The sequence below is a fragment of the Lysinibacillus antri genome (assembly GCF_003977595.1).
Classification (GTDB): Bacteria; Bacillota; Bacilli; order Bacillales_A; family Planococcaceae; genus Ureibacillus; species Ureibacillus antri.
The window spans coordinates 179,595-206,492 of sequence record NZ_RYYR01000002.1; the positions used below are offsets into that span (position 1 = coordinate 179,595).

The 26,898-nt window shown below is 36.7% G+C and carries 25 protein-coding genes, 1 riboswitch and 1 other annotated feature; of the genes, 9 read left to right on the top strand and 16 right to left on the bottom strand.

The genetic code is table 11. The features are described 5' to 3' along the window. Positions 1–201: 201 nt before the first annotated feature. Positions 202–1,455, top strand: a complete 1,254-nt coding sequence (locus tag EK386_RS02585; RefSeq protein WP_126657450.1) for a BaiN/RdsA family NAD(P)/FAD-dependent oxidoreductase — start codon at positions 202–204, stop codon at positions 1,453–1,455. A gap of 323 nt (positions 1,456–1,778) precedes the next feature. On the opposite strand, the gene cysI is transcribed toward EK386_RS02585, so the two are convergent. From cysI to leuS, 8 genes are all read right to left on the bottom strand, one after another. Beyond that, complete coding sequence (gene cysI, locus EK386_RS02590; RefSeq protein WP_126657451.1) at positions 1,779–3,506, bottom strand: assimilatory sulfite reductase (NADPH) hemoprotein subunit; 1,728 nt, start codon at positions 3,504–3,506, stop codon at positions 1,779–1,781. Between the two features lie 13 nt (positions 3,507–3,519). Next, positions 3,520–5,349: an assimilatory sulfite reductase (NADPH) flavoprotein subunit gene (locus EK386_RS02595; RefSeq protein WP_126657452.1), complete on the bottom strand. Its 1,830-nt coding sequence runs from the start codon at positions 5,347–5,349 to the stop codon at positions 3,520–3,522. A 23-nt stretch (positions 5,350–5,372) separates the two neighbouring features. After that, on the bottom strand, positions 5,373–5,525 hold the full coding sequence (locus tag EK386_RS02600) for a YezD family protein (protein WP_126657453.1): 153 nt from the start codon (positions 5,523–5,525) through the stop codon (positions 5,373–5,375). 15 nt (positions 5,526–5,540) lie between these two features. Next, the gene (locus EK386_RS02605) at positions 5,541–6,275 is read right to left on the bottom strand and encodes a sirohydrochlorin chelatase (RefSeq protein WP_126657454.1); all 735 of its coding nucleotides are present in this window, start codon (positions 6,273–6,275) and stop codon (positions 5,541–5,543) included. A gap of 15 nt (positions 6,276–6,290) precedes the next feature. Beyond that, complete coding sequence (cobA, locus tag EK386_RS02610; RefSeq protein WP_126657455.1) at positions 6,291–7,070, bottom strand: uroporphyrinogen-III C-methyltransferase; 780 nt, start codon at positions 7,068–7,070, stop codon at positions 6,291–6,293. Positions 7,071–7,449: 379 nt separating this feature from the next. Continuing rightward, a complete protein-coding gene (locus EK386_RS02615) occupies positions 7,450–7,701 on the bottom strand; it encodes a hypothetical protein (protein WP_126657296.1) in 252 nt (83 codons plus the stop codon). A gap of 12 nt (positions 7,702–7,713) precedes the next feature. Next, positions 7,714–8,922, bottom strand: a complete 1,209-nt coding sequence (locus EK386_RS02620) for an IS91 family transposase (RefSeq protein ID WP_126657297.1) — start codon at positions 8,920–8,922, stop codon at positions 7,714–7,716. Between the two features lie 140 nt (positions 8,923–9,062). Beyond that, the gene (gene leuS / locus EK386_RS02625; protein ID WP_126657456.1) at positions 9,063–11,477 is read right to left on the bottom strand and encodes a leucine--tRNA ligase; all 2,415 of its coding nucleotides are present in this window, start codon (positions 11,475–11,477) and stop codon (positions 9,063–9,065) included. Positions 11,478–11,677: 200 nt separating this feature from the next. After that, positions 11,678–11,891: a binding site (T-box leader), on the bottom strand. 300 nt (positions 11,892–12,191) lie between these two features. Here leuS and EK386_RS02630 point away from each other — a divergent pair. Then, positions 12,192–12,770 (top strand): transposase, encoded by a 579-nt coding sequence (locus EK386_RS02630; RefSeq protein WP_126657457.1) that lies wholly within the window; start codon positions 12,192–12,194, stop codon positions 12,768–12,770. Between the two features lie 50 nt (positions 12,771–12,820). Here the strand turns inward: EK386_RS02630 and EK386_RS02635 are convergent, their stop codons facing one another. Beyond that, positions 12,821–14,017, bottom strand: coding sequence for an MDR family MFS transporter (locus EK386_RS02635; protein WP_126657458.1), 1,197 nt, complete (start codon positions 14,015–14,017; stop codon positions 12,821–12,823). Positions 14,018–14,183: 166 nt separating this feature from the next. Here EK386_RS02635 and mnmL point away from each other — a divergent pair, with 166 nt between their 5' ends. Beyond that, entirely contained in the window at positions 14,184–15,140 is a 957-nt protein-coding gene (mnmL, locus tag EK386_RS02640; RefSeq protein WP_126657459.1) for a tRNA modification radical SAM protein MnmL/YtqA, read from the top strand. Next, entirely contained in the window at positions 15,140–15,721 is a 582-nt protein-coding gene (gene mnmM, locus EK386_RS02645; RefSeq protein WP_126657460.1) for a tRNA 5-(aminomethyl)-2-thiouridylate-methyltransferase MnmM, read from the top strand. Before mnmL ends, mnmM begins: the two co-directional genes overlap by 1 nt. 42 nt (positions 15,722–15,763) lie before the next feature. Here the strand turns inward: mnmM and EK386_RS02650 are convergent, their stop codons facing one another. Both EK386_RS02650 and EK386_RS02655 read right to left on the bottom strand, forming a co-directional pair. Next, positions 15,764–17,320: an alanine/glycine:cation symporter family protein gene (locus EK386_RS02650; RefSeq protein ID WP_126657461.1), complete on the bottom strand. Its 1,557-nt coding sequence runs from the start codon at positions 17,318–17,320 to the stop codon at positions 15,764–15,766. A 169-nt stretch (positions 17,321–17,489) separates the two neighbouring features. Next, the gene (locus EK386_RS02655; RefSeq protein ID WP_126657462.1) at positions 17,490–18,293 is read right to left on the bottom strand and encodes an alpha/beta hydrolase; all 804 of its coding nucleotides are present in this window, start codon (positions 18,291–18,293) and stop codon (positions 17,490–17,492) included. A 117-nt stretch (positions 18,294–18,410) separates the two neighbouring features. Between EK386_RS02655 and EK386_RS02660 the strand changes: the two genes are divergently transcribed. After that, a complete protein-coding gene (locus EK386_RS02660; RefSeq protein ID WP_126657463.1) occupies positions 18,411–18,923 on the top strand; it encodes a gamma carbonic anhydrase in 513 nt (170 codons plus the stop codon). A gap of 373 nt (positions 18,924–19,296) precedes the next feature. Here the strand turns inward: EK386_RS02660 and metK are convergent, their stop codons facing one another. Beyond that, complete coding sequence (gene metK / locus EK386_RS02665; protein WP_126657464.1) at positions 19,297–20,493, bottom strand: methionine adenosyltransferase; 1,197 nt, start codon at positions 20,491–20,493, stop codon at positions 19,297–19,299. Positions 20,494–20,747: 254 nt separating this feature from the next. Continuing rightward, positions 20,748–20,861, bottom strand: a riboswitch (SAM riboswitch). 185 nt (positions 20,862–21,046) lie between these two features. Between metK and pckA the strand changes: the two genes are divergently transcribed. Further along, the gene (pckA, locus tag EK386_RS02670) at positions 21,047–22,630 is read left to right on the top strand and encodes a phosphoenolpyruvate carboxykinase (ATP) (protein ID WP_126657465.1); all 1,584 of its coding nucleotides are present in this window, start codon (positions 21,047–21,049) and stop codon (positions 22,628–22,630) included. A gap of 234 nt (positions 22,631–22,864) precedes the next feature. On the opposite strand, the gene EK386_RS02675 is transcribed toward pckA, so the two are convergent. From EK386_RS02675 to EK386_RS02690, 4 genes are all read right to left on the bottom strand, one after another. Continuing rightward, positions 22,865–23,644: an alpha/beta hydrolase family protein gene (locus EK386_RS02675; protein ID WP_126657466.1), complete on the bottom strand. Its 780-nt coding sequence runs from the start codon at positions 23,642–23,644 to the stop codon at positions 22,865–22,867. Beyond that, the gene (locus tag EK386_RS02680) at positions 23,628–24,095 is read right to left on the bottom strand and encodes an NUDIX domain-containing protein (protein ID WP_126657467.1); all 468 of its coding nucleotides are present in this window, start codon (positions 24,093–24,095) and stop codon (positions 23,628–23,630) included. The genes EK386_RS02675 and EK386_RS02680 overlap by 17 nt, the downstream gene beginning before the upstream one ends. A 55-nt stretch (positions 24,096–24,150) precedes the next feature. Further along, the gene (locus EK386_RS02685) at positions 24,151–24,465 is read right to left on the bottom strand and encodes a transposase (protein ID WP_126657468.1); all 315 of its coding nucleotides are present in this window, start codon (positions 24,463–24,465) and stop codon (positions 24,151–24,153) included. Between the two features lie 88 nt (positions 24,466–24,553). Next, a complete protein-coding gene (locus EK386_RS02690; RefSeq protein ID WP_126657469.1) occupies positions 24,554–25,003 on the bottom strand; it encodes a Dps family protein in 450 nt (149 codons plus the stop codon). A gap of 265 nt (positions 25,004–25,268) precedes the next feature. On the opposite strand from EK386_RS02690, the gene EK386_RS20165 reads away from it, so the two are divergent. The 3 genes from EK386_RS20165 to EK386_RS02700 all read left to right on the top strand — a co-directional run bounded on the left by EK386_RS20165 (position 25,269) and on the right by EK386_RS02700 (position 26,747). Then, positions 25,269–25,436 carry a hypothetical protein gene (locus EK386_RS20165; protein WP_158674365.1) on the top strand — a complete coding sequence of 56 codons (168 nt, stop codon included), beginning with the start codon at positions 25,269–25,271 and terminating at the stop codon, positions 25,434–25,436. Next, positions 25,433–25,666, top strand: a complete 234-nt coding sequence (yidD, locus tag EK386_RS02695; protein WP_126657470.1) for a membrane protein insertion efficiency factor YidD — start codon at positions 25,433–25,435, stop codon at positions 25,664–25,666. Before EK386_RS20165 ends, yidD begins: the two co-directional genes overlap by 4 nt. Before the next feature lie 106 nt (positions 25,667–25,772). Beyond that, entirely contained in the window at positions 25,773–26,747 is a 975-nt protein-coding gene (locus tag EK386_RS02700) for a metal ABC transporter solute-binding protein, Zn/Mn family (RefSeq protein ID WP_126657471.1), read from the top strand. Positions 26,748–26,898 lie beyond the last annotated feature (151 nt).

Genomic DNA, 26,898 nt, shown 5'->3' on the forward strand with positions numbered 1-26,898 from the left:
AGCTTGTCAACAAACTAGTGACGAACTTCCTATAAAAAAGTTGCAAAAAACAATCTACATGTTAGTTTACATGTGAAAGTCGATTTACTCAAATAATTTCTTCATATTTATGTATAATATGGTGTACAACATAACAATTTATTGAATGATTTTAAGATTTTCCAAATGAACTTAACTCGTGTACAGAAAGTGAGAATAAAAATGGTTGATGTAATTGTAATTGGCGGAGGTCCATCAGGTCTAATGGCCGCGATTGCTGCTGCTGAACAAAATAAGAAAGTACTATTAATTGAAAAAGGAAATAAACTTGGGAAAAAATTAGCGATATCTGGTGGCGGACGATGCAACGTTACAAACCGGCTATCTGTTGATGAAATCATCAAACATATCCCAGGTAATGGTCGTTTTCTTTATAGTCCGTTTACTGTCTATAACAACGAAAATATCATAGAATTTTTTGAAGGTCTTGGAGTGACGTTGAAGGAAGAAGATCATGGTCGTATGTTTCCTGTCTCAAACCGCGCACAAGACGTTGTAGATGCGCTAATAAAGGAATTAAAAAGGCTCCAAGTAGAAATTCGACTACATACAACAGTGAGCAAATTATTAATGAATGATGATAAAGTGTTAGGTGTCCGTCTATCGGATGGAACAGAAATTTTATCCAATCGTGTTATCGTTGCTGTCGGAGGAAAAGCAGTCCCTCAAACAGGCTCTACCGGAGATGGGTATCCTTGGGCAGAACGTGCTGGCCATACCGTGACAGAGCTCTACCCAACAGAAGTACCTGTCACTTCAAAAGAGTCCTTTATTCAATCTCGAGAATTACAAGGTTTAGCATTGCGAGATGTGGCAGTTTCTGTTCTAAACAAAAAAGGAAAATCGATCGTTACGCATCAAATGGACATGCTCTTTACCCACTTTGGCTTAAGTGGCCCTGCTATTTTACGTTGTAGTCAGTTTATTGTGAAGGAACGTAAAAAAAATGGCGGAGCACCTGTCCAGCTTCGCATCCAAACGTTAACAGAATACAACGAAGAAACGTGCTTACAATATATAACGAAATTAGCAAAGGAAGAACCGAAAAAGTCAGTAAAAAATGTCTGGAAAGGGCTCGCTCCTGAACGATGGTTATTATTTTTAATGGAACGTACGAATATCGATCCATCTTTGACTTTCGCAGAACTTTCACAAGATAAATTACGCACACTTGCCCATGAACTCGTTTCCTTTACAATGGATGTCCATGGCACATTACCATTAGACAAAGCGTTTGTCACAGGTGGTGGTGTATCGGTAAAAGAAATCGAGCCGAAAACAATGGCATCTAAAAAGAAACAAGGTCTATTTTTCTGTGGCGAAATATTAGATATACACGGCTATACAGGAGGCTACAACATCACAAGCGCCCTAGTTACCGGCAGAATTGCTGGTATGAGTGCAGGGTCCATATAAATTTTCATATTGGGACTATCCTAAAAGAAAAATGTATAACCTTAATTATGAAGCGCGGCCTACAACTGTAAGCCGCGAAAAAAATACATAAGATTTAGTAGTCCTTACTAGATGTGAGAGGACCTTTCACAAAGCACTAAGACAAGTCGTAAAGACACGTACAACGTGACTTTGCGGCTTGTGTGCATAGTCCTCTCACTAAACGATACTTGTTCAGCATTTCGTTAGTATATAGTAACAAAGAAAATTTTTAAGAGCCACTTTTTGCGAACTCACCCAAAAACAAAAAAGGTTGCAAAAATCGCAACCTTTTTTCAAACCTCTTATACTGTTACTTTATTATGAAAATCACGACCGTCTGTTACCGCTTCTACAATTCCAACACGAGTAACGAAATCACCGAAGTATTCTCCGTCTAGACGTTCTTTTGCATAACGCTCAAATATTGGCTGAAGCGATGCTAAAATCTCTTCTTCCCCAATATTTTCTTTATAAATTTTATTTAAACGAGATCCTTCATGACTTGCACCTAAGTACATGTTATATTTCCCTGGGCCTTTTCCGATAAAGCCAATCTCACCCATTGCTGCGCGGGCACAGCCATTCGGACAACCTGTCATACGAATTGTAATGTCTTGCTCTTGAAGTCCGTTTTCCTCTAAAATTGTTTCAAGTTTCGTAATTAAAGAAGGTAAGTAACGTTCTGATTCTGCCATTGCTAACCCACATGTAGGTAAAGCTACACAAGCCATTGAATTTCGACGAAGAGCTGAATAATTTTTACCATCTGTTAAATTATATTTTTCAATCAGTTCTTCAATTTTCTTTTTCGCTCGAGGTGCCACATTCGCAATAATCATATTTTGGTTTCCTGTCATACGGAACTCCCCTTTATGAATAAGGGCAATTTCGCGTAGAGCAGTTTTTAAAGGATAACCTTCAATGTCTTTAATACGACCATTTTGAATAAATAAAGTGAAGTGGTATTTTCCATTCTCCCCTTCTACCCATCCATAACGGTCACCTGTATGGTCAAAAGAATATGGTCTTACTTCTTCAAATTCATAGCCTAAACGCTTTTCAATTTCTTTTTTGACATTGTCTAATCCTAAACGATCGACTGTATATTTGAAACGAGCATATTTACGAACAGAACGATTTCCATAATCTCTTTGAACTGTCATAATTTTTTCGCATACATTGACGATATCATCTTTTGGTACATATCCAATTAATCGACCTAATTGTGGATATGTAGCCGTATCACCATGTGTCATACCCATACCACCGCCAATTGCCACGTTAAAGCCGATCAACTCGTCATTTTCTACAACGGCAATTAATCCGATATCTTGAGAGAACACGTCGACATCGTTTGTTGGTGGGACTGCAATACCGATCTTAAATTTTCGCGGCAAATATAACTCACCATAAATTGGTTCTTGCTCTTCTTGTGTATCTACCACTTTTTCTTTATCTAACCAAATTTCATAATAGGCATTTGAACGCGGTAATAGGTGCTCACTGATTTTTGCTGCTAGTTCAAACGTTTCTTGATGTAATTGTGACTGATGTGGGTTAGAATTACTCATAACATTACGATTCACGTCACCACAAGCAGCATACGTGTCGAACAACACACTATTTAGTTCTTGCATTTGTTTTTTCATATTCCATTTTAAAATACCGTGGAATTGAATTGTTTGACGAGTAGTCAATTTAATTGTTTTGTTGCCGTATTTTTCAGAAATTTCATCTAATTTTAACCATTGTTGTGGAGTTGAAACGCCACCTGGCATACGAACACGCACCATAAACTGATACGCTGGCTCTAGCTTTTTACGTTCACGTTCTAGACGTTGGTCACGATCGTCCTGTAAATAACTACCGTGGAATTTCATTAATCGGTTATCCCAATCACTAATACCCGCACTTGTTTCATCCGCCATTGATTCTACTAAAGAACCTCGTAAGTAATTACTTTCGATTTTGATTTCTTCCACATCACTAGGTTTACCTTCTTGAGGTGGTAATACAATTTTTTCTACCATGTTTACGTCCCCCTTAGTATACGTCTCGTTGATAACGTTTCTGCGCTTTTAGTTCTGTTAAATATTCTTCTGCTTCTTCTTTTGACTTATTCCCTTGTTTCGCAATGACATTGATCAACGTTTCGTGTACATCTTTTGCCATATGATCTTTATCGCCACAAACGTACACAACAGCACCTTGTTGTAGCCATTCATACACTTCTTGGGCATGTTGCTCGATTTTGTGTTGAACGTATACTTTTTCTTCTTGGTCTCTTGAGAAAGCTACATTTAATTTTGTTAATACGCCATCTTTTAACCAACGTTGCCATTCTGTTTGGTAAAGGAAATCTGTAACGAAATGTTGGTCGCCAAAGAATAACCAAGACTTCCCTTGTGCCCCACGTTCTTCACGTTCTTGGATAAATGAACGGAATGGTGCAATTCCTGTACCTGGGCCAATCATAATAATTGGCGTTTCATCCGATGGTAATTTAAAGTTTGGACTCTGTTGCACATAGACGCGTACTTTATCGCCAACTTCGATACGGTCTGCGATTTCAGTCGAACAAACACCTAAACGCTGTCTACCGTCAACTTCATAGCGTACAGCACCGATTGTTACGTGTACTTCTTCTGGATATGCTGCTTGAGAGCTAGAAATCGAATATTGACGGCTAGGTAATTTACGTAAAGTAGTTACAAAGCTTTGTTCATCCCACGTAAATGGACCGAATTTTTCCACTACATCTAATAAATCACGACCATAAATATATTGTTTTAATTCATCACGATTTTGTAATAACTCTTGCAGTTCATTGTTTGCTGTAAATTCTGAAATTTTTTCTAATACTGGTTTTGATAACGTTGTAATATCAAGTACATTTGTTAATGCTTCCTGAAGTGAGACAACATTTTCTCCAACAGTAACGGATTTATTTGCATCAAAACTTAATGCTTGGATTAATGAATTGACTAAGTTTTCGTTATTCGTAGGCAAGATTGCTAAACTATCCCCTGGCTCATACGTTAATCCTGATTCTTCAAGCGATAATTCTAAGTGAATTGTTTCTTTATTTGACCCTTCACCATTTAAGTTAATTTTCTCTAACACTTCTGCATGGAATGGGTTATTACGTGAATATTCTGTTGCAGGAATCGCTAAAACTGTAGAAGCTGCCTCTTTTTCAGATAACGTTTGCTCTACTGCTCCTTCTTGCAATTTCCCTTTAACGGATTCAAACCACGCTGTTGCTTGCTCATCAAAGTCAAGGTCACAATCGACACGGTCTACAATGCGATTTGCTCCTAGTTTTTCTAGTTGTGCATCAAAATCTTTTCCTGTTTGACAGAAAAATTCGTATGAGCTGTCCCCTAATGAAAGAACTGAATAGTTTACATGATCTAGTTTTGGCGCGCGTTTTCCTTGTAAGAAATTATAGAAAGAAATCGCATTATCAGGTGGCTCTCCTTCACCATGCGTACTTGCAATGACAAGTAAATGATCAAGCTTTTTTAAGTTATTTGTTTTAAAGTCGCTCATGGAAGAAACATTTACTTCAAAACCTAATTCTTTTAACTGTTCACCATACTTTTTTGCTAACCCTTGAGCAGTACCTGTTTGAGAAGCAAATAAAACGGTAATGTCTTTTGCTTTTGCTTGAACTGCAGCTGGTGCTTGTGCTGGGACAACTGCAACTGAACTTTGGTTTGGTTCAACTGTTCCCACATTAATTTCTAATGAAGTGGCACTTAAATAACCTGTTAACCATATTTTTTGTTGTGTTGTTAATGAACGAATTAATTCATTTAGCTGCGTAACTTGTTGTTCATTAAAAGGACTATTATTAACTTCTAACTTCACTTCTTACACCTCTTTTTTCCAAATTATTTCAATCGAATTTTCTCATTTTTTTCCATTTGTACAATGATGTTATCTTGTACAATTAATGTTATCGAACCATAATTCATCGTTCGTAACATTTCCTTCAAGCTTGCAATGGCCTGCTCAAAATTTTCTTGTTTTTTATCTTTATCCATATTAAAAAACTCCCCCTACACAGCTATCGTTTCTTTTATTCTTTCAATTAACACATCACGAACGTTTTCGTCATATCCCAAACAATTACAAAGTACAACCTTTTCTATACCTTGTTGTACGATTTTTTTTTGAATACCTAACTTCAATAATCCTGTAAATAAAATGTAAGGAATCATAAAAATTTGTTTGTTGCTTTTATTGACTGTTAATTGTTGTAATACTTCATCAAAAGAAGGTCCATTACCATATAAGAAACATATATTGACATTTGCATAGTGATATTGAATTTTTAAATTGTCTGCAATCTGTTGAAGATCGTGTTGTACACTATTGTCACTGCTACCACGTCCAATTAATAAAACTTCTACATCTTCACTTTGAATTGTAGAATCAGCTTCTACTACTCTTTTATGTAAACTATCAATTAGCTTTTCGTGTATACCTAGGGGACTACCTATGGAAAATGAAACAAAAGGATAATTCGTTTTTGCCTTTTCGATTTCTAAAGGGATGTCTTGTTTTGCATGATTTGCAGATAGTAGTAAAATGGGAATAACGGCGATGTTTGTTGCACCTTTTTCCACACATGCAGTTACACCTTGTAAAATAGAAGGTTCTGCTAGTTCTAAAAAGCAAATTTCTTGTATTGGCAAATCAATCATCGGTTTTACCGTTTTAATAAACTCGATTGCTTCTTCTAATCCAGCTTTCACTCGGCTTCCGTGGGCAACATATAACACTGCTTGCATTCTCTAACCTACCTTCTAAACAGGAATCTCTTCTACTAAACTTTCGATTTTTTGCGTTTGTTCAAACCATGCAATTTTTTCACGTAAATTTACGACTTCACCAACAATGATCATACTTGGATTTTTAATTTCTTCTTTTGCTGCAATGTGAACAATCGTTTCCAATGTTCCTACGATTGTTTTTTGGTTAATCGTCGTACCCCAATGAATCAATGCAACAGGGGTTTCAGGCTTCCGTTTATACTTCATGAGCTGGTCTGTGACATATTTTAAATTCCCAACACCCATATAGATGGCTAACGTATCAACTGATTCCGCCAACCCTTTCCAATGAATCGAATCTTCCTTTCCTTCACGCATATGACCTGTCACAATGGCAAAGCTAGAACCTAAATCACGATGCGTTACAGGTATGCCCGCATAAGCAGGTGCAGCAATACCTGAAGAGATACCTGGGACAACTTCAAAAGGAATTTGAGCATTGGCACACACTTCAGCTTCTTCACCTCCGCGCCCAAATACAAAGGGATCTCCACCTTTAAGTCGTGTAACGATTTTCCCTTGTTTTGCATATTGCACAAGTAACTGGTGAATTCTCTCTTGAATAACACCATGTAACTTTGGAAGTTTTCCTACAAAAATTAGTTCTGCATTTGGTTTTGCATACTCTAAAAGTTCTTTATTCACAAGGCGATCATACAAAATAACATCGGCTTTTTGAATACACTTCAATCCTTTTACCGTGATTAAATCAACATCTCCAGGTCCTGCACCGACGATATATACTTTTCCCATTATGAACCCCCTTGCTGAAATTTCTCTTTTTCAAACTATAATAGTTCTATAATAAACTTTATAAATCTTATTGGTCAACTCTGTTTTTTGAATGAAAAGTTCCTTTATCGAAATTCAAATATGTACCTTCTCGTAATTTTTTGACATTCGTCCGAAATATTCAAAACCAATTACTAAAAATCACCTCAAACTTCTCTCCTGGTTTTGAGGCAATTCGTGATTTTGTTATCTTTCCCTAATTCTGAGTAATCTGGTATACATAATAATATTAAAGGAATCATTAGTCAATATATTTTCAAAATATTACTATTATTTCAGTCGGAATTAAGGAAAAAGGAACAAAAACGCTAACGCGTCTTTATGTACGACCCAAGCATAATTATTCGCTTGGGTCCTTTTTCGCTTCAAACATTTCACCGTTACAATACGGGCACTCTAATATCACTGGCTCTCCAGGTCTTTTATCTACCATAAATTCTCCGATAATATATGCCGGTACTTCATCAATTTGTTTACATTCCGTGCACACAAAAGGCACCAGCTCGATTGGTTCATTTAATCCAAATGGATCATCACTTTCTAACCAAGCTAGTGGGTCTTCTTGCAGTTCTTCACTTTTTTTCTTTGACATTTCATCTTCTCCTTACGTTTTATAGATGGACTTTGCGTCTTGCATATAATGATACAGGAGTCCGTGATCGGCATGCCATACTTCTACTAAATCCATCTTCCGATGGCAATGGGAACACCAAAATGGATCTTTTTCAAACGCTTCTATCATTCGTTCTCGATAGGATTTTTTTCTTTTTGGCATTTTTTGAAGACATAATGAGAGTTGTTTTGTTCGAACAAACTCATAGAGATTCATTGCCTGACTAGCTTTTTCATAACTTCTTCTACTGTATAACCCAAAACGTCCAACCATACGAAAATGCTTGGGCGGGATGTGTTGGATTAGATTATAGAGAAAACGATAAATCGATTGTTTTTTCACAATTCTTTTTCCTGTTTGATGATCTTCATACCAAAATGTCACATGTTCACGATCATAACCTAGAATACGATACTCGGCTATAGCTGGGCGTGCCAAATAGCGACCAATATATTTCGCCGCTCCTTTCGCATTTTTCATTTTTTTCTCTGCATTTACATAAAACCCTTTTGGATAGCGTCTATATAAATCATCAATTAGTGCCTTTACTTTTAGGTTATCTGGAAACCATTTCTTCATTGAATCCATGACAATCTTCTGCCATGATTTGCGTAAATATTCATAAGATATGTATTCTAATGGACGCCATTCACGATGACAATCCATTGCCCCTTCCGTTATCAACACATGAATATGGGGATTAAACTTTAAATCTCGTCCAAATGTATGGATAACTGTAATAATTCCAGGTGTTAATTGAAGTTTCTTATTACGTCTTTGAAAGTAATACTCAAAAACTTCGGCAACTAACTGACTTAGTTCGTTCAGTTTTTTTCGGTCTTGGAAAAAGACTTGACGAAGTTCTTCAGGAATCGTAAAAACCATATGGCGATGAGGGACATTAAAAACAAGCTCCTGTTGTTTCTCTGACCACTCGTCTGTATATTTCTTCCCACACTTATTACAGAATCGACTTTTACATGAGAAGTAGATGAATACTGGCTTCGTCTCACCTGGACACCCTAGACATTCATAACGAATATGTCCTAAATCAGGTGACCCACATCGCATCGCCTTTAACACGATTTCTTCAATATCTTTCTGGTAAGCTGCTGGAAAAAGATTATGGTGGAGTTTCCAAAACCCATCAAAATGATCTTTTAGTATTCGTCTAATAATACCTCGATGATTAAATTGCATATCCAACAGCTCCCTTCGATACTATTTTACTAGGAAAAGTTATCCACAGGGCGGAATTTTATAATTTCCTAAACAACTAAAAAATCGGATGCGAACACTACATTCACATCCGATTTTTTCTATTGTTATGTTATTTTATTTTATTTTACAACAATATTAACAAGCTTTCCTGGAACGGCAATCACTTTCACAATTTGTTTACCTTCGATGAACTCTTTCACTTTTTCATCTTCTTTCGCACATTGTTCAAGTTCTTCTTTCGATGCATCTTTTGCAATTTTTACTTTTGAACGTAACTTCCCATTAACTTGTACAATTACTTCAATTTCATCATCTACTAATTTCGCCTCATCGAAAGTTGGCCATTCTTCATAAGAAAGTGTTTCTGTATGTCCTAGTATTGACCATAGTTCTTCAGCCACGTGCGGTGCAATCGGTGCAATTAATTTTACAAATCCTTCTGCAAAATTAGTTGGAATCACTTCTGCTTTATAGCAATCATTAATAAATACCATCATTTGAGAGATTGCTGTATTAAAACGAAGATGCTCATAGTCATCTGTCACTTTTTTCACTGTTTGATGATACGACTTTTCTAATGTTGTATCTGCACTAGGTTGAATTTTGTCACTAAGTGTCCCTTCATCTGTTGTAAATAGACGCCAAATGCGATCTAAGAAACGGCGTGCGCCATCAAGACCGTTTGTTGACCATGCAACAGAAGCGTCTAGTGGACCCATAAACATTTCGTATAAGCGTAGTGTATCTGCCCCATGACTGTTCACGATATCATCTGGGTTTACAACATTCCCTTTTGATTTGGACATTTTTTCGTTCCCTTCACCTAAAATCATTCCTTGGTTGAATAATTTTTGGAAAGGCTCTTTTGTATGAACAACACCTAAATCGTAAAGTACTTTATGCCAGAAACGAGCGTATAGTAAATGAAGTACGGCATGCTCTGCGCCACCAATATAAATATCAACAGGTAACCAACGTTTTAATAGTTCCGGATCAGCTAATGCTTCACTATTGTTTGGATCGATATAGCGTAGGAAGTACCAACTTGATCCAGCCCATTGTGGCATTGTGTTTGTTTCACGACGACCTTTTTTCCCTGTTACTGAATCCACTACATTTACCCATTCATCAATGTTCGCAAGTGGTGATTCACCCGTACCAGAAGGACGGATATTTGATGTTTTCGGTAACACTAATGGTAGTTCTTCTTCAGGAACCGTCGTCATTGTACCATCTTCCCAATGAATAACTGGAATTGGCTCACCCCAATAACGTTGACGCGAGAATAACCAGTCGCGTAGACGGTAAGAAATTTTCTTCTCCCCTACACCTTTTTCCTCTAACCATTCAATCGCCTTTGTAATTCCTTCTGCTTTTCCTAAACCGTTTAAGAAATCAGAATTAATATGTGGACCATCTCCTGTAAAGGCTTCATTTTCGATATCGCCGCCTTCAAGAACCGGAATAATTGGTAAACCAAATTCACGCGCGAATTCATAGTCACGCTCATCATGGGCAGGAACCGCCATAATTGCCCCTGTACCATAAGTTGCTAGTACATAGTCCGCAATCCATACAGGTACTTTCTCACCATTGATTGGATTCACTGCATAAGCACCAGTAAATACACCTGTTTTTTCTTTCGCTAAATCTGTACGTTCTAAATCAGATTTTAATTTTACTTTTTCAAGATATGCATCAACTGCCGTCTGTTGTTCAGCTGTTGTAATTTGTGCAACTAATTTATGTTCTGGTGCTAATACACAATACGTTGCACCGAAAAGTGTATCTGGTCGAGTTGTAAATACTTTAAAGAATTCATCTGATCCATCTAAAGTAAATGTTACTTCTGCCCCTTCAGAACGACCGATCCAGTTACGTTGCATTTCTTTTATGGATTCTGGCCAATCTACTTCTTCTAAATCATCAATTAAACGATCTGCATACGCCGTAATTTTTAGCATCCATTGTTTCATTGGACGACGCTCTACTGGGTGACCACCACGTTCAGATTTCCCATCGATTACTTCTTCGTTTGCTAATACTGTTCCAAGTGCTGGACACCAGTTAACTGCTACTTCATCAATATAAGCTAGCCCTTTTTTATAAAGTTGAATGAAAATCCATTGTGTCCATTTATAGTACTCAGGGTCTGTTGTGTTGATTTCGCGATCCCAGTCATAAGAAAAACCAAGTTCTTGGATTTGTCGTTTAAATGTTGCAATATTTTGGGCAGTAAATTCAGCTGGGTCATTCCCAGTATCTAATGCATATTGCTCTGCTGGAAGACCAAATGCATCCCACCCCATTGGATGAAGTACATCATATCCTTGCATACGTTTAAAGCGGGATAAAATATCTGTCGCTGTATAGCCTTCAGGGTGCCCAACATGCAGTCCTGCTCCAGATGGATACGGGAACATGTCCAATGCATAAAATTTCGGCTTCGCTCCATCATTTAATGTTTTAAATGTTTTGTTGTCGGCCCAATGTTGCTGCCATTTTTTTTCGATTTCTTGATGATTAAAACTCATGGTATTGCCTCCTCTATTATTGTGAAACCGCGTGGGTGTAGCTCTTAGCTGCATGTGAAACAAATAACGCAATTGCCTATATTTTTCACGCTTTTTGTGAATAGCTTTGGGTTTTGTAAGTTCTCTAATAAGTAGATTATCCTATATACGGTAAAATTAACAAAATATTTAAAAAATAAAAAAACCCGTCCCATTCTAATAGAAGGGACGAGAGATATTTTTAAACTCCCGCGGTACCACCCAAATTAGTGACACATCACTCGGCTCATTCCTTAACGCGGTTCAACGGTTTTAATTACTTTCTTCATTAAAACTGACTCAAAGGCGAGTTCGATCCTTCAACTTACTAGCTCCCACCAACCGCTAGCTCTCTAAAAAGCTTCAAAATCTACTATTCCTTCTCATAGTCGTCCATCTTATCATTGCATTCATTTTAATGGAAATATTCAAAATTGTAAAGATGGTGGATTTGGATGGTGCCTGGTACTCACACAATTTAGAAACAATTCTGAATTGTTCGGGTGCCTGGCACTCATACGAAAAAATTTTTTTAAGCCTATTTATGCACCCATTTAGAAAATTTGGCGAAATTTTTCAAGTCATTTATTGAAAGTGGATATTTTCATAAGATTTTACCAATTTGACACAAATATTCATCCTTATATACTTAATATAGAAGTTATTAAATCTATTACTTTGGAGGTGCTCGATAGTATGGCTCGAAAAAAACGTATATGGTCTCCATATCATTTCAATCATGTTGTAATGAGAGGCAATAATCGACAAAACATTTTCAACAATGTAGATGACTTCCGAGAGTTTTTCCGTGTTGTACAGTACGCACGACAAAAATACCCATTTACAATTATTACTTATTGTATTATGACGAATCATTATCATCTGCTAATTCGCTCCCCAGAAGTACCTTTAGGGAAAGTAATGGCTATAATTAATCGTCGCTATAGTGATTATTTTAAAAAGAAATATCATTATACTGGACAACTTTATGAACGGCGCTATTTTGCTGATCTTATTAAATCTCCTATAGCTTTACTTACGATTAGCCGTTATATTCATCGCAACCCTATCGCTACCATCCCTCCTATTGTTCAAAAGATGGAGCACTATCCATATAGCTCTTATCGATACTACAAAACCAAACTTCCTTCTCCTTATCTTTTTGTAGATACAGATTATCTTCCATCCTTATTTTTACGAATACCACAACAACGTAGTAAATCCTATCTTGCATTCTGTGAGAACGAAGAAATAAGGAGTCAGCCAATTACATAGTACTCACAAAATAAAGCGTTGCATGAGTAATTCCCTATGCAACGCTTTTATTATTGAATTGAATTGTCAGAATTGTTTGCGTGCCAGGCACCCTTCATCGGACGATCATACAGTAAGCACGGTATAATCGCAATGATAAACATCACACATAAGAACAGCATCAGAACCGTGATACTAAAGCTATCGACAATCATCCCACCGATAAATGGGCCAATCATTCTTCCAATTGATCCTATACTGTTTACAATCCCTTGGTAGCTTCCTTCTTTTCCTTTAGGTGCTAACATATTCGCAATGGTAGGAACGGCTGGCCAAACAAAAATTTCACCGATTGTTAAAATAACCATAGCGACAGCAAACATTTTAAAATCTTTCGCCACAATAATCACAATGAATGAACACATCATCACAATCATTCCGAAAACTAATTGCGCTTTTATTTTGTGCTCGTATTTTCGAACGATCGGACTAATAATTGGTTGAAGCATAATAATTAATAAACCATTAATTGTCCAAAGCAAACTATATTCATTTAAACTGATATCCATTTGTTGAATATACGTGGAGAGAGTTGTTGGCCATTGCGAATAGGCAATCCACGCTAATAAAAATCCTGAGCACAAGATGATTAACGAATAAAAACTTCTCTTTGAAGGTTGAAGTTCGCCAATTTGTTCAGATTTCTTTTCATTTGCTAGTTTTGGATTAAGATTTCGGTAACTAATCGCAGCAATTGATAGAAAAATGATATACAATGCTAAATTGGAAACAAATAAGTAATCAAAACTCTTTCCAGCGATTGGTCCACCAATTGCTGGTCCTACTGCTACCCCAAGATTTTGCGCAAGGTAAATGGCATTGAATCCCTTCCTACCACCTTCTGGCCAAACAGTTCCTACTAAAGCAAACATAACCGGTATGACAATCCCACTTCCAAAGCCCATAATAGTTAAAAACCATACATAATGAGGCCATCCGTGCATTAATGTAATCCCTATTAATGAAAAAACCGTAATAAAGATTCCTAACATAATCGTTTTATATCCACCAATTTTATCGAATAATTTGCCCCCAATTAAATTGCCAATAACTGTTGCACCTGCATTAATCATTAACACGAAACCAGCGACTGATAAGGATTGCCCTAAATGGTCATGCATGTAAATCGTGTTTAACGGCCATAATAGCGAGCTTCCTGTTATATTAATAAAGGTTCCTATTACTAAGAGCCATACTTTTTTAGGCATACGTTTTTCCTCCATCTAAAAACATATCAATTACGCAAAGAATAATAGTATGCTTCTTTTTCATGAAGTACAAGTAAAAAAACGATAGTAAGATAGATTCGGAAATTTCTAAAAATGCATCTAACCAAAGTACGTGGTAGAATAGCAACGTAGAGGAGTGAATGAAATGTCAGATCAACAATTTCCTTTCCCATCTGATGGGAAACGTTATTATACATGGAATCGTTATTTACGCGATGAATTCGGACAAAAAGTATTTAAAGTAGCCTTAGATGCTGGTTTCGATTGTCCAAATCGGGACGGTACCGTAGCTTTTGGTGGTTGCACATTTTGTAGTGCTGCTGGTAGCGGAGACTTTGCAGGCGATCGTGTCGATCCGATCCCTGTTCAATTTGAAAAAATCAAAGAAAAAATGGAGCATAAATGGAAAAATGGTCTTACTATGGCCTACTTCCAAGCCTATACAAATACACACGCACCACTGCCTGTTTTAAAGGAAAAGTTTGAAGCAGCCCTTGCATGTGAGGGGGTCATGGGGTTAAGCATTGCTACACGCCCTGATTGCTTACCTGACGATGTAGTGGAGTATTTAGCTGATTTAAACAAACGCACGTATCTTTGGGTTGAGTTAGGACTACAAACTGTTCATGAAAAAACAGCGAACTTAATTAACCGCGCACATGATTATGCTACATATGTTGAAGGTGTTGAAAAACTTCGTAAACATAATATTCGAGTTTGTACCCATATTATCAACGGACTTCCCCTCGAAGACTACGATATGATGATGGAAACAGCTCGTGAAGTAGCAAAGCTTGATGTTCAAGGGATTAAAATCCATCTTCTTCATTTGTTAAAAGGAACGCCCCTTGTCAAACAATACGAAAAAGGAATGCTAGAATTCCTTGAAAAAGATCAATATATTCAATTAGTGGCAGATCAATTAGAAGTGATCCCACCTGAAATGATTGTTCATCGAATTACGGGTGATGGGCCAATTGATTTAATGATTGGGCCGATGTGGAGTGTCAATAAATGGGAAGTTTTAAATGGCATTGATGCAGAGCTTGAACGTCGCGGCAGTTGGCAAGGTAAGAAGTATAAAGCGGAAGTGGCAAAGTAATGAAGTTACAACGAGTCTTACAATATGCACAAACGCTCCTTTCACAATCTATCAAAGAAGGTGAAATTGCTGTTGATGCTACTGCTGGTAACGGTCACGATACGTTATTTTTAGCACAACTTGTTGGTAATGAGGGGCAAGTGTTTGCCTTTGACATCCAACAACAAGCCGTTACAGCAACTATGAATCGGTTAACAGAGCACGGTGTCCTACAGCGTGCACAAGTTATATTAGATGGACATCAGCATATTTCAAACTATGTAAATCAAGAAGTGGCAGGAGCCATTTTTAACTTAGGCTATTTACCAGGTGCTGATCATGAAATTGTTACGCAAGGTAATACTACAGTCCAAGCAATTGAACAGCTCCTAAGTCTATTAAAAATTGGTGGTATTATCATTTTAGTTGTCTATCACGGTCATGAAGGTGGCAAAGAAGAACGGGATGAAGTACTACACTATGTCCGTTCGTTACCACAAAAATATGTCCATGTATTACGTTACGAGTTCATCAATCAAAAAAATGATCCACCCTTTATTGTGGCATTAGAGAAAGTAAAAGAGTTGCCTCCATCGGAATAATCCGAGGGAAGCAACTCTTATTTTTAATTGGTTAGGAAGTTATTAGTTTTTATTTGAATCTGCATAAGTGCGTTCTTGACTTTCACTATTCATAGCAGAAATCGTGTTTTTTTCTTTATTTCTCTGTTCCCAGAAGTCTGCCCCTTTAATCCCTAGTTTAATAGGATCAAATATTGGGTCTTTTCCTTCTTTTTTCTGAGCTTCATAGTCTTTCAAGGCAACAATTGCTGGCTTCATAATAATTAGTATTGCAATAACATTAATCCAAACCATTAATCCTAATCCTACATCGCCCATCGCCCAAGCAAGATTCGACGTACGCACTGTTCCATAAAAGGCCATGACAATAATCGCGATTTTTGCGATCCAAATTCCTATTTTTTCTGCTTTTCCAGAGAATAAGTAAGCAACGTTTGTTTCAGCAATATAGTAGTAGGCCATGATAGTTGTAAATGCAAAGAAGAATAATGCAATCGCAACGAATGGTGCACCAAATCCTGGTAATGCTGAATCTACTGCATATTGAGTATAAGCTGCCCCTGCTTCAATACCTTTGGCGAATGTAATTTGTTCTTCACCAGATATTTCACCAGAACTAAATTCACCGACATGAAGGAATGTATCATCACCTGCTTTTTCATCGTGAACATTGTACATCCCCGTAAATAAAATCATAAATGCAGTAGCCGAACAAACTAGTAATGTATCAATATATACTGATGCTGCCTGAACTAACCCTTGTTTTGCTGGATGGGATACTTCTGCAGCTGCGGCTGGATGCGCTCCTGTCCCTTGACCAGCCTCATTTGAGTAAATACCACGTTTAACACCCCAAGCAATGGCAGAACCGATAATCCCACCAAAAATTTCTTGCGCTCCAAATGCACTGGAGAAGATTAATCCAAATACATTAGGCACTTCTGAAATGTTCATCGCAATAATAACAATCGCCATTAAAATATAGGCACCAGCCATAAATGGCACGATCACTTGCGCTGCATTTGCAATGGATTTTACCCCACCGATAATAATAACACCTAATAATACGGCAATAATTGCACCTGTGATCCAAGGTTCAATCCCAAAAGCATTATCTACTGCACCCGCAATAGCATTTGATTGAACGCCAGGCATTAATATAAGCATGGCAAGTAATGCGGCAATTGCAAATACGACTGCAAACCATTTTTGGCCCATCCCTTTTTCTATGTAGAATGCAGGACCACCACGGTATTCTGTTTCTTTTTCTTCCTTATAAATCTGAGCTAATGTCGATTCTACATAAGCAGTTGCTGCTCCAATAAAAGCAATTGTCCACATCCAAAAAACTGCTCCAGGACCACCAAATCCTATAGCTGTTGCTGTACCTGCAATATTACCAGTACCAACACGACCAGATAAGGCGATTGACATAGCCTGAAAAGAAGATATACCTTTGTCCGATTTTTCACCTTTAAACATTAGCCTAAACATTTCTTTAATGTGTCGAACCTGCAATAATCTTGTCAGAATAGAGAAAAAGATCCCTACAATTAAAATCCCATAAATAAACCAGGGACCCCAAAAGAAATCATTTAACAAGCTTACTAGTTTTTCCATAAATCCACTCCTTCTTAGATGCTTTAATAATACTATTGTTATAAAATTCAATATATTACATCAATTGAAATAATTCAATGCTTTTTAGTAACTTAATAGAATTAAAGTACTTTTTTTCTGTTTCGAGCTAAAAAATACTCAGCGAATTTACTGAGTATTTGAGAGAAAATTATTTCACTATATAACCCAACGATCTCATAACATTGTTTATAAAATCACGCGTATATAAAAACACTTCTTCTCGTTCGTTGTCATGAAATAAGTTATGATAACTATAAGGCCATTCTTTATATTGTAATTCGACGGAGTTTTGCGTATACAGCCATTTTTTCACAACGAAAGGATCTGTAATTTTATCCTGTTGTGCCATTAATGATAATACAGGGAGAGACAACTTACTTTCTTGTTCAGTTGTAATATTTTTCATTAATTGTTGGATATCTTTATACCACCCTCCCGTCACGTTTGAGTGATAAGGTATGTCATCGATGATTTCCGCATAACCCTCCATATTACGTGTTAATAATTTTTTTTCAAATGCCAGTGAGATCTTTTTATTTGGAGCAAGAGCCCCGATCCCCGTTAAGGCGTTAGGTATCAATTTCGTTGTTTTACGTAAGCTAAGCCAAGGTGCTGATAAAATTAATCCAGCACAATCAGTTTTATTTTTCCTTAAATATTCAATCGCTAACGTTGCCCCAAAACCATGTCCTATAATGAATACAGGTAGGCCATAATGAAAAGCATTTTGCAGCAATAATTTAATAAAAGCTAAATAATCAATGATCGATTCGTTATGTAACCTTAAATATTTTGACTCTTCACCATGTCCAGGTAAGTCTCCCATAACGACGTGAATGCCTTCTCCACGTAATTTTTCAATTAACCACGCGTACCAGCGATGATGTTCAAATGCACTATGTATAATAATGACAACAGCTTTTGCTTGTCCTTCTGTTTCCCATTTCCACATTCTATTTCCTCCTACCCATTGTCTACACAATTATGGGTATATACCAAGATATTTTCATTCTAAAGTTATTTTGATACGATAACCATATAATATTACTTAGAAATGAGGAGATTTTCGATGATTTACCCTTATAAAGATAAAAATCCTAAAATAGACCCATCTGTTTACATTGCAGATAATGTCTTTATCACTGGAGATGTAACCATTGATGCGGAGACAACTATTTGGTTTAATACTGTAATTCGTGGAGACGTTGCACCAACGATTATTGGGAAAAGGTGCAGTATCCAGGATTTAAGTTGCTTGCATCAAAGTCCAAACAACCCATTAATTATAGAAGATGAAGTAACTGTCGGCCATCAAGTTACTTTACATAGTTGTGTAATAAAGAAACGCGCGTTAATTGGGATGGGTTCCATTATTTTAGATGGAGCAGAAATTGGTGAAGGTGCCTTCATTGGAGCAGGAAGTCTCGTGCCACCAGGGAAAAAAATCCCACCCAATACTTTAGCAATGGGCAGACCTGCAAAAGTGATTCGCGATATTACTCCAGAAGACCGAGAAGATATGGATCGGATCATTCGCGAATACGTTGAAAAAGGACAATATTACAAATCTCTTCAAAAGTAACAATATAATAGGTAGAAAGTTAATATGAATTTATAATATTTGAATTCAAAATATCTTATATGAAAAGCGGAAGCGCCCTCGCTCAGCTCCGAAAATTCTTTCGACTTCCGACAAGCATGCTTGCATGCGTAGGAGGAAGTTGAAGTTTCGCAAGGAGCTAGGGCGCTGAAGCTAGACACTGCTCTAAATCTAAAATTTTATACTTTCTTATTTAAAATTAGAAAATGCAGACGGGACAACCCCACCTGCATTTTTATTTTCATTCAGCAGAAGACTCCCACTTCTATAAGTGGGAAATGAATATGAAATAGTAACCACTTCAGTAGGAGTTCAAACTCGCTGAATGAAAATAAAGCCTCGGGCGGATGTTTTTTTACAATCCAGCTTTTTCTTTAAGTGTTACGGCGATGTCAGTATTTTCCCAAGGTACATCTAAGTCTGTACGTCCAAAATGACCGTAAGCAGCCGTTTGTTTATAGATTGGGCGACGTAAATCAAGCATTTTAATAATACCTGCAGGGCGCAAATCAAATAGTTCACTAACCCATTCAACGATTTTACTTTCTTCCACTTTCCCAGTTCCAAACGTATCAACTGCAATGGATACCGGGCGAGCAACACCAATCGCATAGGCTAACTGCACTTCAGCACGATCTGCTAAACCAGCAGCGACAATATTTTTCGCAACATATCGAGCAGCGTAAGCAGCAGAACGGTCTACTTTTGTAGGATCTTTCCCAGAGAATGCACCGCCACCGTGACGAGCATAACCACCGTACGTATCAACAATAATTTTACGGCCAGTTAAACCTGCATCTCCTTTTGGTCCGCCAATTACAAAACGACCAGTTGGATTGATAAAGTATTTCGTATTTTCATCAAGTAAATGAGCAGGTACAACTTCACGAATTACTTGTACTTTTAAGTCTTCTTGAATTTGTTCTAATGTTACTTCTTCATCATGTTGTGTAGAAATAACAATTGTATCAATGCGCACAGGCTCATTATTTTCATCGTATTCAACCGTTACTTGCGTTTTCCCATCAGGACGTAGGTAAGAGATTGCTCCTGATTTACGAACTTCTGATAATTTACGCGATAATTTATGGGCTAAACTAATTGGTAGTGGCATTAGTTCAGGTGTTTCATTACAAGCATATCCGAACATTAATCCTTGATCTCCAGCACCAATTGCTTCTATATCTTCATCGCTCATATTGCCTTCTCGTGATTCTAATGCTTGGTCTACACCTTGTGCAATATCTGGAGATTGTTCCCCAATGGCAGTTAAAACAGCTAAATTTTCAGCATCAAAGCCATATTTCCCTCGAGTATAGCCAATACTAGAAACAGTATCACGAACAACACTTTGAATATCCACGTAAGTAGAAGTTGTAATTTCTCCTGCAACAAGTACTAAACCAGTAGTTACGGTTGTTTCACATGCTACGCGTGCGTTTGGATCTTCAGTTAAAATGGCATCTAAAATGGCATCGGAAATTTGATCACAAATTTTATCCGGATGTCCTTCTGTTACACTTTCTGATGTAAACAGTCGACGGTTTGTCATTTGGTTTCCTCCTAAAATCTATATAATAGACTTCATTTTTGATACGGTACTCGTTACCCATGTTAAGTCCGCACTATATGGTTGGACTCCAAGCCGTTGCTGCTTTTTAACACGAGGATATAGAAAGGTGTATTAGAAAAAAGAAAATAATCTATTCTCAATTTCATTTTGGTCTTTAATGAAAAAAAAATTCCTTTAACTCAAGGTTTTGCACACATGAGTAAAAGGAATTGACATTTTATCATTACCTTTCACTCTTATCGTTCAAGGGTATTCCCTTGCATCAGATTGGCACCATCGCATTTAAAAAATAATGCAGGTTGCCGGGCTTCATAGGGCCTTAACCCTCCACCAGCTCGGGATAAGAGTATCCGTTCAATTCGACATTTTACGCAAATAATTAGTGAATGTCAATTTTGTTCATCAAAATTTAAAAAACAAAAAATATTTTATGAATAGTATAGATTATTAAAATCAATGTGTTATACTATTTTTAAAATTATTGAACTCCCATGAAAATGGGAATACTTAAAAAAAGGATGGTATTTAATCGATGAATTCAGTAGAAATTGCAAATGAACTGAAGGAATTATTAAACGGTGGAAATATTCATGTTCAACTTTCTGTACCACAATTAGTAGAAAAAGCAACTTCACGTAATGAAGCAGTTTTAACTGTAGACGGAGCAGTCGTTGCTGAAACTGGAAAATATACAGGACGTTCTCCTAAAGATAAATATTTTGTTGAAGAAGAAAGCTCAAAGGACAAAATTGACTGGGGTGTAAACCAAGCTATTTCTGCTGATGTGTTTGATAACCTTTACCTTAAGGTGATCAACTACTTAAAAGAAAAAGATGAGTTATATGTATTTAAAGGCTTCGCAGGTGCTGAAAAAGACTCACAACATTCAATCCAAGTAGTAAATGAATATGCTTGGCACAACCTTTTCTGTCATCAATTATTCATCCGTCCAACAGAAGAAGAACTAACTTCTCATGTTGCAGAATTTACAATCGTTTCGGCTCCTACATTTAAAGCAGATCCAGCAGTGGATGGTACAAAAAGCGAAACATTTATTATTATTTCATTAGAAAAGAAAATCATTTTAATCGGTGGTACAGAATATGCTGGAGAGATGAAAAAATCAATCTTCTCTATTATGAACTACTTATTACCAGAAAATGAAATCCTTTCTATGCACTGTTCAGCAAACGTTGGTGAAGCTGGAGATGTAGCTTTATTCTTCGGTTTATCTGGTACAGGTAAAACGACTTTATCTGCAGACGCTCAACGTAAACTAATCGGTGACGACGAGCATGGTTGGTCAGATAACGGTGTATTCAATATCGAAGGTGGATGTTATGCAAAAACAATCAACCTTTCAGCAGAAAAAGAACCTGAAATTTACAATGCAATCCGTTTCGGTTCTGTATTAGAAAACGTAGTAGTGGATACAGAATCACGTATTCCTGATTATGATAATGGTTCATTAACTGAAAATACTCGTGCTGCTTATCCAATTGATTACATTGACAATATTGTAACACCTTCTGTAGCAGGTCATCCTAAAACAATCGTATTTTTAACAGCTGATGCTTTTGGCGTATTACCTCCAATCAGTAAGTTAACAAAAGAACAAGCAATGTACCACTTCTTAAGTGGATTTACATCAAAATTAGCAGGTACAGAGCGCGGTGTAACATCACCAGAACCAGTATTCTCTACATGCTTCGGTGCACCATTCCTTCCACTTCCAGCTACTCGTTACGCGGAAATGTTAGGTCAAAAAATCGACGAACACGGTGCACAAGTATTCTTAGTAAACACTGGATGGACTGGTGGAGAGTATGGCGTTGGTAGCCGTATGAAACTATCTTACACTCGTGCAATGGTTCATGCTGCAATCGATGGTAATTTAAACGATGTTGAAACAATTCAAGATGCAGTATTTGGCTTAAATATTCCAACTGCAATTGAAGGTGTTCCAAGTGAAGTATTAAATCCACGTGATGCATGGGCAGATAAAGCAGCATATGACACAAAAGCTGCTTACTTAGCTGATTTATTCAAAGAAAACTTCAAAAAATTCTCTAACGTTTCTGAAGAAATTTTGAAAAATGGTGGACCTTTAGTATAATACTTAGTATTACTATATCCGACATAACGTTTTTATAACTTATATCATAGAAAAGGGGGTATTCCAAAATAACTTTTTGGAATACCCCCTTTGCGACGAGGATAGTGACAATTTATTGTTACTACCCGCAGGAGCAAAGATGTCGAGAAAGAATAGTGCTTTCTCGACACCTCCTTTTAGGTTAACTCATGTTATTTTTTCAAGTTGTCTGATTTCCCATGCGAACACAACGCTTTATTGACTCTTCATCCATTCACATAAAGCTTTAACGGTTTTACGATTCACATTTGGTGGGTAATGGTGTCCCAAACCTGATGAATACCATGTTTCCACCTGTTTCTTTTCACTAATTAGTTTTTGTTCCAGATCGTAGGATTGATTAATACTTACATTTTCATCTTCCGTACCATGAATTAGTAGTACTGGTGCATTCACAAGATGGGCTTGGAATAGTGGTGTCCGCTCATCATATTTCTCTTGCTCAGTATTAGGAGAACCGCCGATAATTCGTTTTAACGTTCTTCTCATATCGACGCGCTCCATATACATTGACGTGACACTTGAAACGCCTGCCCACGTTACGACGGATTTAATATCCTCTCGTAAAATGGCCGTCCATAATGCCATTAGTCCACCTCTTGAAAAACCAAAAAGATGAATGTCTTTTACATCCACAAACTTTTTTAACACTTCTGCGGCATGGATTGCATCGTACCGGTCATCCCCCGCTACTTCATCTCTTCCTTCTCCGCCGCGATTTCCACGATAGTAAGGAGCAAAAACGATAAAGCCTTGAGACGCAAATTGCGCGATTCTCGATGCTCTTACCATGCCAACCGATTGCAAACCGCCTCTTAAATATAATAAAGCGTCATACGTACCCTCTTCTTTTGGTTTTGCCAATAATCCTTTTACTCTAAGTCCCTGTGACCAATACAAAATTTCAAATAAATTTACCTTGGCATTTGGGGATGGATAACGGCGAATTGATTCAATACTACCATTCTCTTTCATGTTGATTCACTTCCTGTAGCATCTTTTTCATTCCTTCATCCTTCATATAAAAACTTAAATTCGGATGATTATTCAATTCTTCTGTAGATAACCATGTCATACCAAGTGTTTCATGTTCTTCAATAAACTCATCAATTCTTTCCACTTTTCCTGTAAATACTGCCTTACAAAATGGCTCTTTGTCATGTACTACATAATAGGCAAACCATTTTAAATCTGAAATATGTACGGCGGTTTCTTCATACACTTCTCGTATTGCGGCTTGTTGCAATGATTCACCCAATTCAACCTTACCACCGGGAAATTCAACGCCGCGCTTTTTGTTAATTGTACAGAGCCATTTTCCGTTATAGCGAACCAAGATGAGTACATGTTTTGGCTCAATTTCAAAAGGTCCCTCATCGAAACTTAAATTTACTGTGCATCCATTTTGATCAATAAAAGAAAACATCCCTTAGCTCAACTCCTATTTCTACTTATAAGTCTAGCGAAGGGATGTTTTGTAATCAATGGAAATATGGTAATTGTTCTACAAAATCCTTTGTATGCTCATCACCAAATTCATGAATCAGCGCATAGATCTTTTTCAAACGTAAATCAATTTCATCATTCGATTCATCTAAATGATATTGAAGATAAGGAATATGAGCACGAACAGCATTTTCAAATTCTAATGAGTTAAGTTGCAAAAATAATTTTTCAAAAATATAGGCATTTTTACTATCCATTTTAAGTTTAAATTCACAAGGCTCACCTAAAGGCACGTAGCTATAAGACTGATTGTTGACATTGACATAAATCGTTGTATCGATATAAATCACTCCTTTTAGGTAAGTATGTTGCGAATAAATAGGACCTATTCAGGAAGATGAAAAAATCACGACTCTATACAAGAGCCGTGATTGTTAATTATTGATTATTACCTAAGAACGCAGAAAGCATCCACGCATGTTTTTCTAAACTTTGATATGTTGCATTTAACATATCTTCTGTGCGATCATCACCTTCTTCAGATGCTTGTTCCATTGCTTCTTTTAAAAAGGCCATAATCGTTTTGAAATCCGTAATTGTTGTTTGGACCATTTCTTCTGTAGCCTCTGCACCTGACGCCTCCTTAATATGAGACATTGCAAGATGCTCAGCCATTGTTGCAACAGGTTTTCCGCCTTTAGACAAAATACGTTCTGCTACTTCATCTAAATTTAATGTCACTTCATTATAAAGTTCCTCAAATTTTGTGTGTAATGTAAAGAAGGAAGGACCATTTACGTACCAATGATAATTGTGTAGTTTTGTATAAAGGACTGACCATGTTGCGACTAAATCATTTAATTGTTCGATTAATGTTTTATTTGCCATGTTTTGTCACCTCAAATTTATTTTGATATAGTATGAAAGCCATTATCAATAAAATTATATAACATTAGGGAATGCTAAACATTACTATTTTTGGATAAATATAAAAATTTAAACTGGATTTATTTCGATTGAACAATAATACTATTACCGTTATGAATGAATTTAAACATCTTTTTTCGTTTTGGCAAACAAACTTCACAATTGAGCGCCTTTCATTGTCGATTGATGCCTTATAATGATAGTATCTATAGTAGAGGTGAAGTTAATGGAAGCAACAACATTATCAATCATTGTTTTAGTAGGAATTATTTATTTACTAATTATTATTGGTGCAGTTCTTTTCATTATTAATAAAAGAAAAGGCACATTCACTCAAACGATTGACCCAAAGCCAGGACAAAGATTTCAACCCAATGAGGAATTGAAAAAATGAAGTATCCGTTTATTTGGCTCATTCAATTTTACCGAAAATTTATTTCACCCATGACTCCTCCATCCTGCCGTTTTCATCCAACCTGTTCACAGTATGGATTGGAAGCCTTTCAAAAACATGGTTTCATAAAAGGATTTCTTTTAACTACAATTCGAATATTAAAATGCCAACCTTTCCATTCGGGTGGCTTTGATCCAGTACCTGAAAAATGGCCTTCGAAAAAAAAATAGATTCGAAGGTTTTTTTCATTGTCTTTTTTAAAGTCTTCCTGTATTATTGAAAATGTTGAAAAAATACAAATCGTAATTATTACTATTTAGAAGGATGTGCACGATAATGAAAAAATTATCTACTTTCCTATTATTTGCAGTTGTAGCGCTTATTTTGACTGCATGTAATAGTACTGAAACTGAAAAAACAATTGAAACCGCTGATACTAAAAACCAACCTACTAAACTTTCAATTTATACAACCGTTTACCCACTCAGTTATTTCGCTGAACGCATTGGTGGTGAACATGTTGAGGTTTCTTCCATCTATCCACCTGGGTCAAATGAACATACTTTTGAACCGACGCAAAAAGATATGATGTCTTTAGCCGATGCAGATTTATTCTTTTATATCGGACTGGGATTAGAAGGTTTTGTTGAAAAGGCAAACCAAACACTAGCAAATGAAGATGTGAAACTTGTCGCTACTGCAGACAGCATTGCTGAAGAAAATTTACATACATCTGCAGCAAATGAGCATGAAGAAGAAGAGCATGAGGAGGAACACCATGACCATGGCGATATCGATCCCCACGTTTGGTTATCCCCTGTTATAGCAAAAGACTTAGCATTAGCCATTAAAAATGAACTTGTCACTGCTCTACCTGAACAAGAAGCACTGTTTAACGACAACTACAATCTATTAATCTCAGAACTAGATTCGTTAGATGAATCTTTTTCAACATTAGCAGCAGAAGCAACGAATAAAACATTCTTCGTATCCCATGCATCATTTGGCTACATTGCTGGTCAATATGGCTTAGAACAAATCGCCATTGCCGGGTTAAATTCACAAAGCGAGCCATCACAAAAGGAATTAACAGAGATTGTAGAGTTAGCCAAAGAGAAAGACGTGGACTATATTTTATTCGAGCAAAACGTATCCTCTAAACTAGCATCCGTAATCCAAAGCGAAATTGGCGCCGATACATTACAGTTAAATAACTTAAGCATCTTAACAGAAGCAGATATTAAAAATAACGAAACCTACTTCACCCTAATGGAAAAAAATATCGAAACATTAAAACAAGCATTGCATTAAGAAAAGCGGAAAGCAAGCGAATATAAAACCGTCGAAAGTGTCTAATAAGTGCTTATAAATTGTGATAGCAGCTTTAAAAATGATAAAAATCCTCTCTATCAATAGATACTAACGGGGTTTCAAAAAAAAGGGGACGTAGTGAGAGGACTAA

Bases quoted from the DNA above. Each gene is read 5' to 3' on its own strand.
- pckA (WP_126657465.1), top strand. From the start codon at position 21,047: ATGAATTCAGTAGAAATTGCAAATGAACTGAAGGAATTATTAAACGGT.
- EK386_RS02620 (WP_126657297.1), bottom strand. From the start codon at position 8,922: ATGCAATTTAATCATCGAGGTATTATTAGACGAATACTAAAAGATCAT.
- EK386_RS02655 (WP_126657462.1), bottom strand. From the start codon at position 18,293: ATGTGGAAATGGGAAACAGAAGGACAAGCAAAAGCTGTTGTCATTATT.
- leuS (WP_126657456.1), bottom strand. From the start codon at position 11,477: ATGAGTTTTAATCATCAAGAAATCGAAAAAAAATGGCAGCAACATTGG.
- EK386_RS20165 (WP_158674365.1), top strand. From the start codon at position 25,269: ATGGAAGCAACAACATTATCAATCATTGTTTTAGTAGGAATTATTTAT.
- cysI (WP_126657451.1), bottom strand. From the start codon at position 3,506: ATGGTAGAAAAAATTGTATTACCACCTCAAGAAGGTAAACCTAGTGAT.
- EK386_RS02700 (WP_126657471.1), top strand. From the start codon at position 25,773: ATGAAAAAATTATCTACTTTCCTATTATTTGCAGTTGTAGCGCTTATT.
- yidD (WP_126657470.1), top strand. From the start codon at position 25,433: ATGAAGTATCCGTTTATTTGGCTCATTCAATTTTACCGAAAATTTATT.
- mnmL (WP_126657459.1), top strand. From the start codon at position 14,184: ATGTCAGATCAACAATTTCCTTTCCCATCTGATGGGAAACGTTATTAT.
- mnmM (WP_126657460.1), top strand. From the start codon at position 15,140: ATGAAGTTACAACGAGTCTTACAATATGCACAAACGCTCCTTTCACAA.
- EK386_RS02660 (WP_126657463.1), top strand. From the start codon at position 18,411: ATGATTTACCCTTATAAAGATAAAAATCCTAAAATAGACCCATCTGTT.
- EK386_RS02680 (WP_126657467.1), bottom strand. From the start codon at position 24,095: ATGTTTTCTTTTATTGATCAAAATGGATGCACAGTAAATTTAAGTTTC.
- EK386_RS02650 (WP_126657461.1), bottom strand. From the start codon at position 17,320: ATGGAAAAACTAGTAAGCTTGTTAAATGATTTCTTTTGGGGTCCCTGG.
- EK386_RS02605 (WP_126657454.1), bottom strand. From the start codon at position 6,275: ATGCAAGCAGTGTTATATGTTGCCCACGGAAGCCGAGTGAAAGCTGGA.
- metK (WP_126657464.1), bottom strand. From the start codon at position 20,493: ATGACAAACCGTCGACTGTTTACATCAGAAAGTGTAACAGAAGGACAT.
- cobA (WP_126657455.1), bottom strand. From the start codon at position 7,070: ATGGGAAAAGTATATATCGTCGGTGCAGGACCTGGAGATGTTGATTTA.
- EK386_RS02600 (WP_126657453.1), bottom strand. From the start codon at position 5,525: ATGGATAAAGATAAAAAACAAGAAAATTTTGAGCAGGCCATTGCAAGC.
- EK386_RS02690 (WP_126657469.1), bottom strand. From the start codon at position 25,003: ATGGCAAATAAAACATTAATCGAACAATTAAATGATTTAGTCGCAACA.
- EK386_RS02615 (WP_126657296.1), bottom strand. From the start codon at position 7,701: ATGTCAAAGAAAAAAAGTGAAGAACTGCAAGAAGACCCACTAGCTTGG.
- EK386_RS02675 (WP_126657466.1), bottom strand. From the start codon at position 23,644: ATGAAAGAGAATGGTAGTATTGAATCAATTCGCCGTTATCCATCCCCA.
- EK386_RS02585 (WP_126657450.1), top strand. From the start codon at position 202: ATGGTTGATGTAATTGTAATTGGCGGAGGTCCATCAGGTCTAATGGCC.
- EK386_RS02635 (WP_126657458.1), bottom strand. From the start codon at position 14,017: ATGCCTAAAAAAGTATGGCTCTTAGTAATAGGAACCTTTATTAATATA.
- EK386_RS02630 (WP_126657457.1), top strand. From the start codon at position 12,192: ATGGCTCGAAAAAAACGTATATGGTCTCCATATCATTTCAATCATGTT.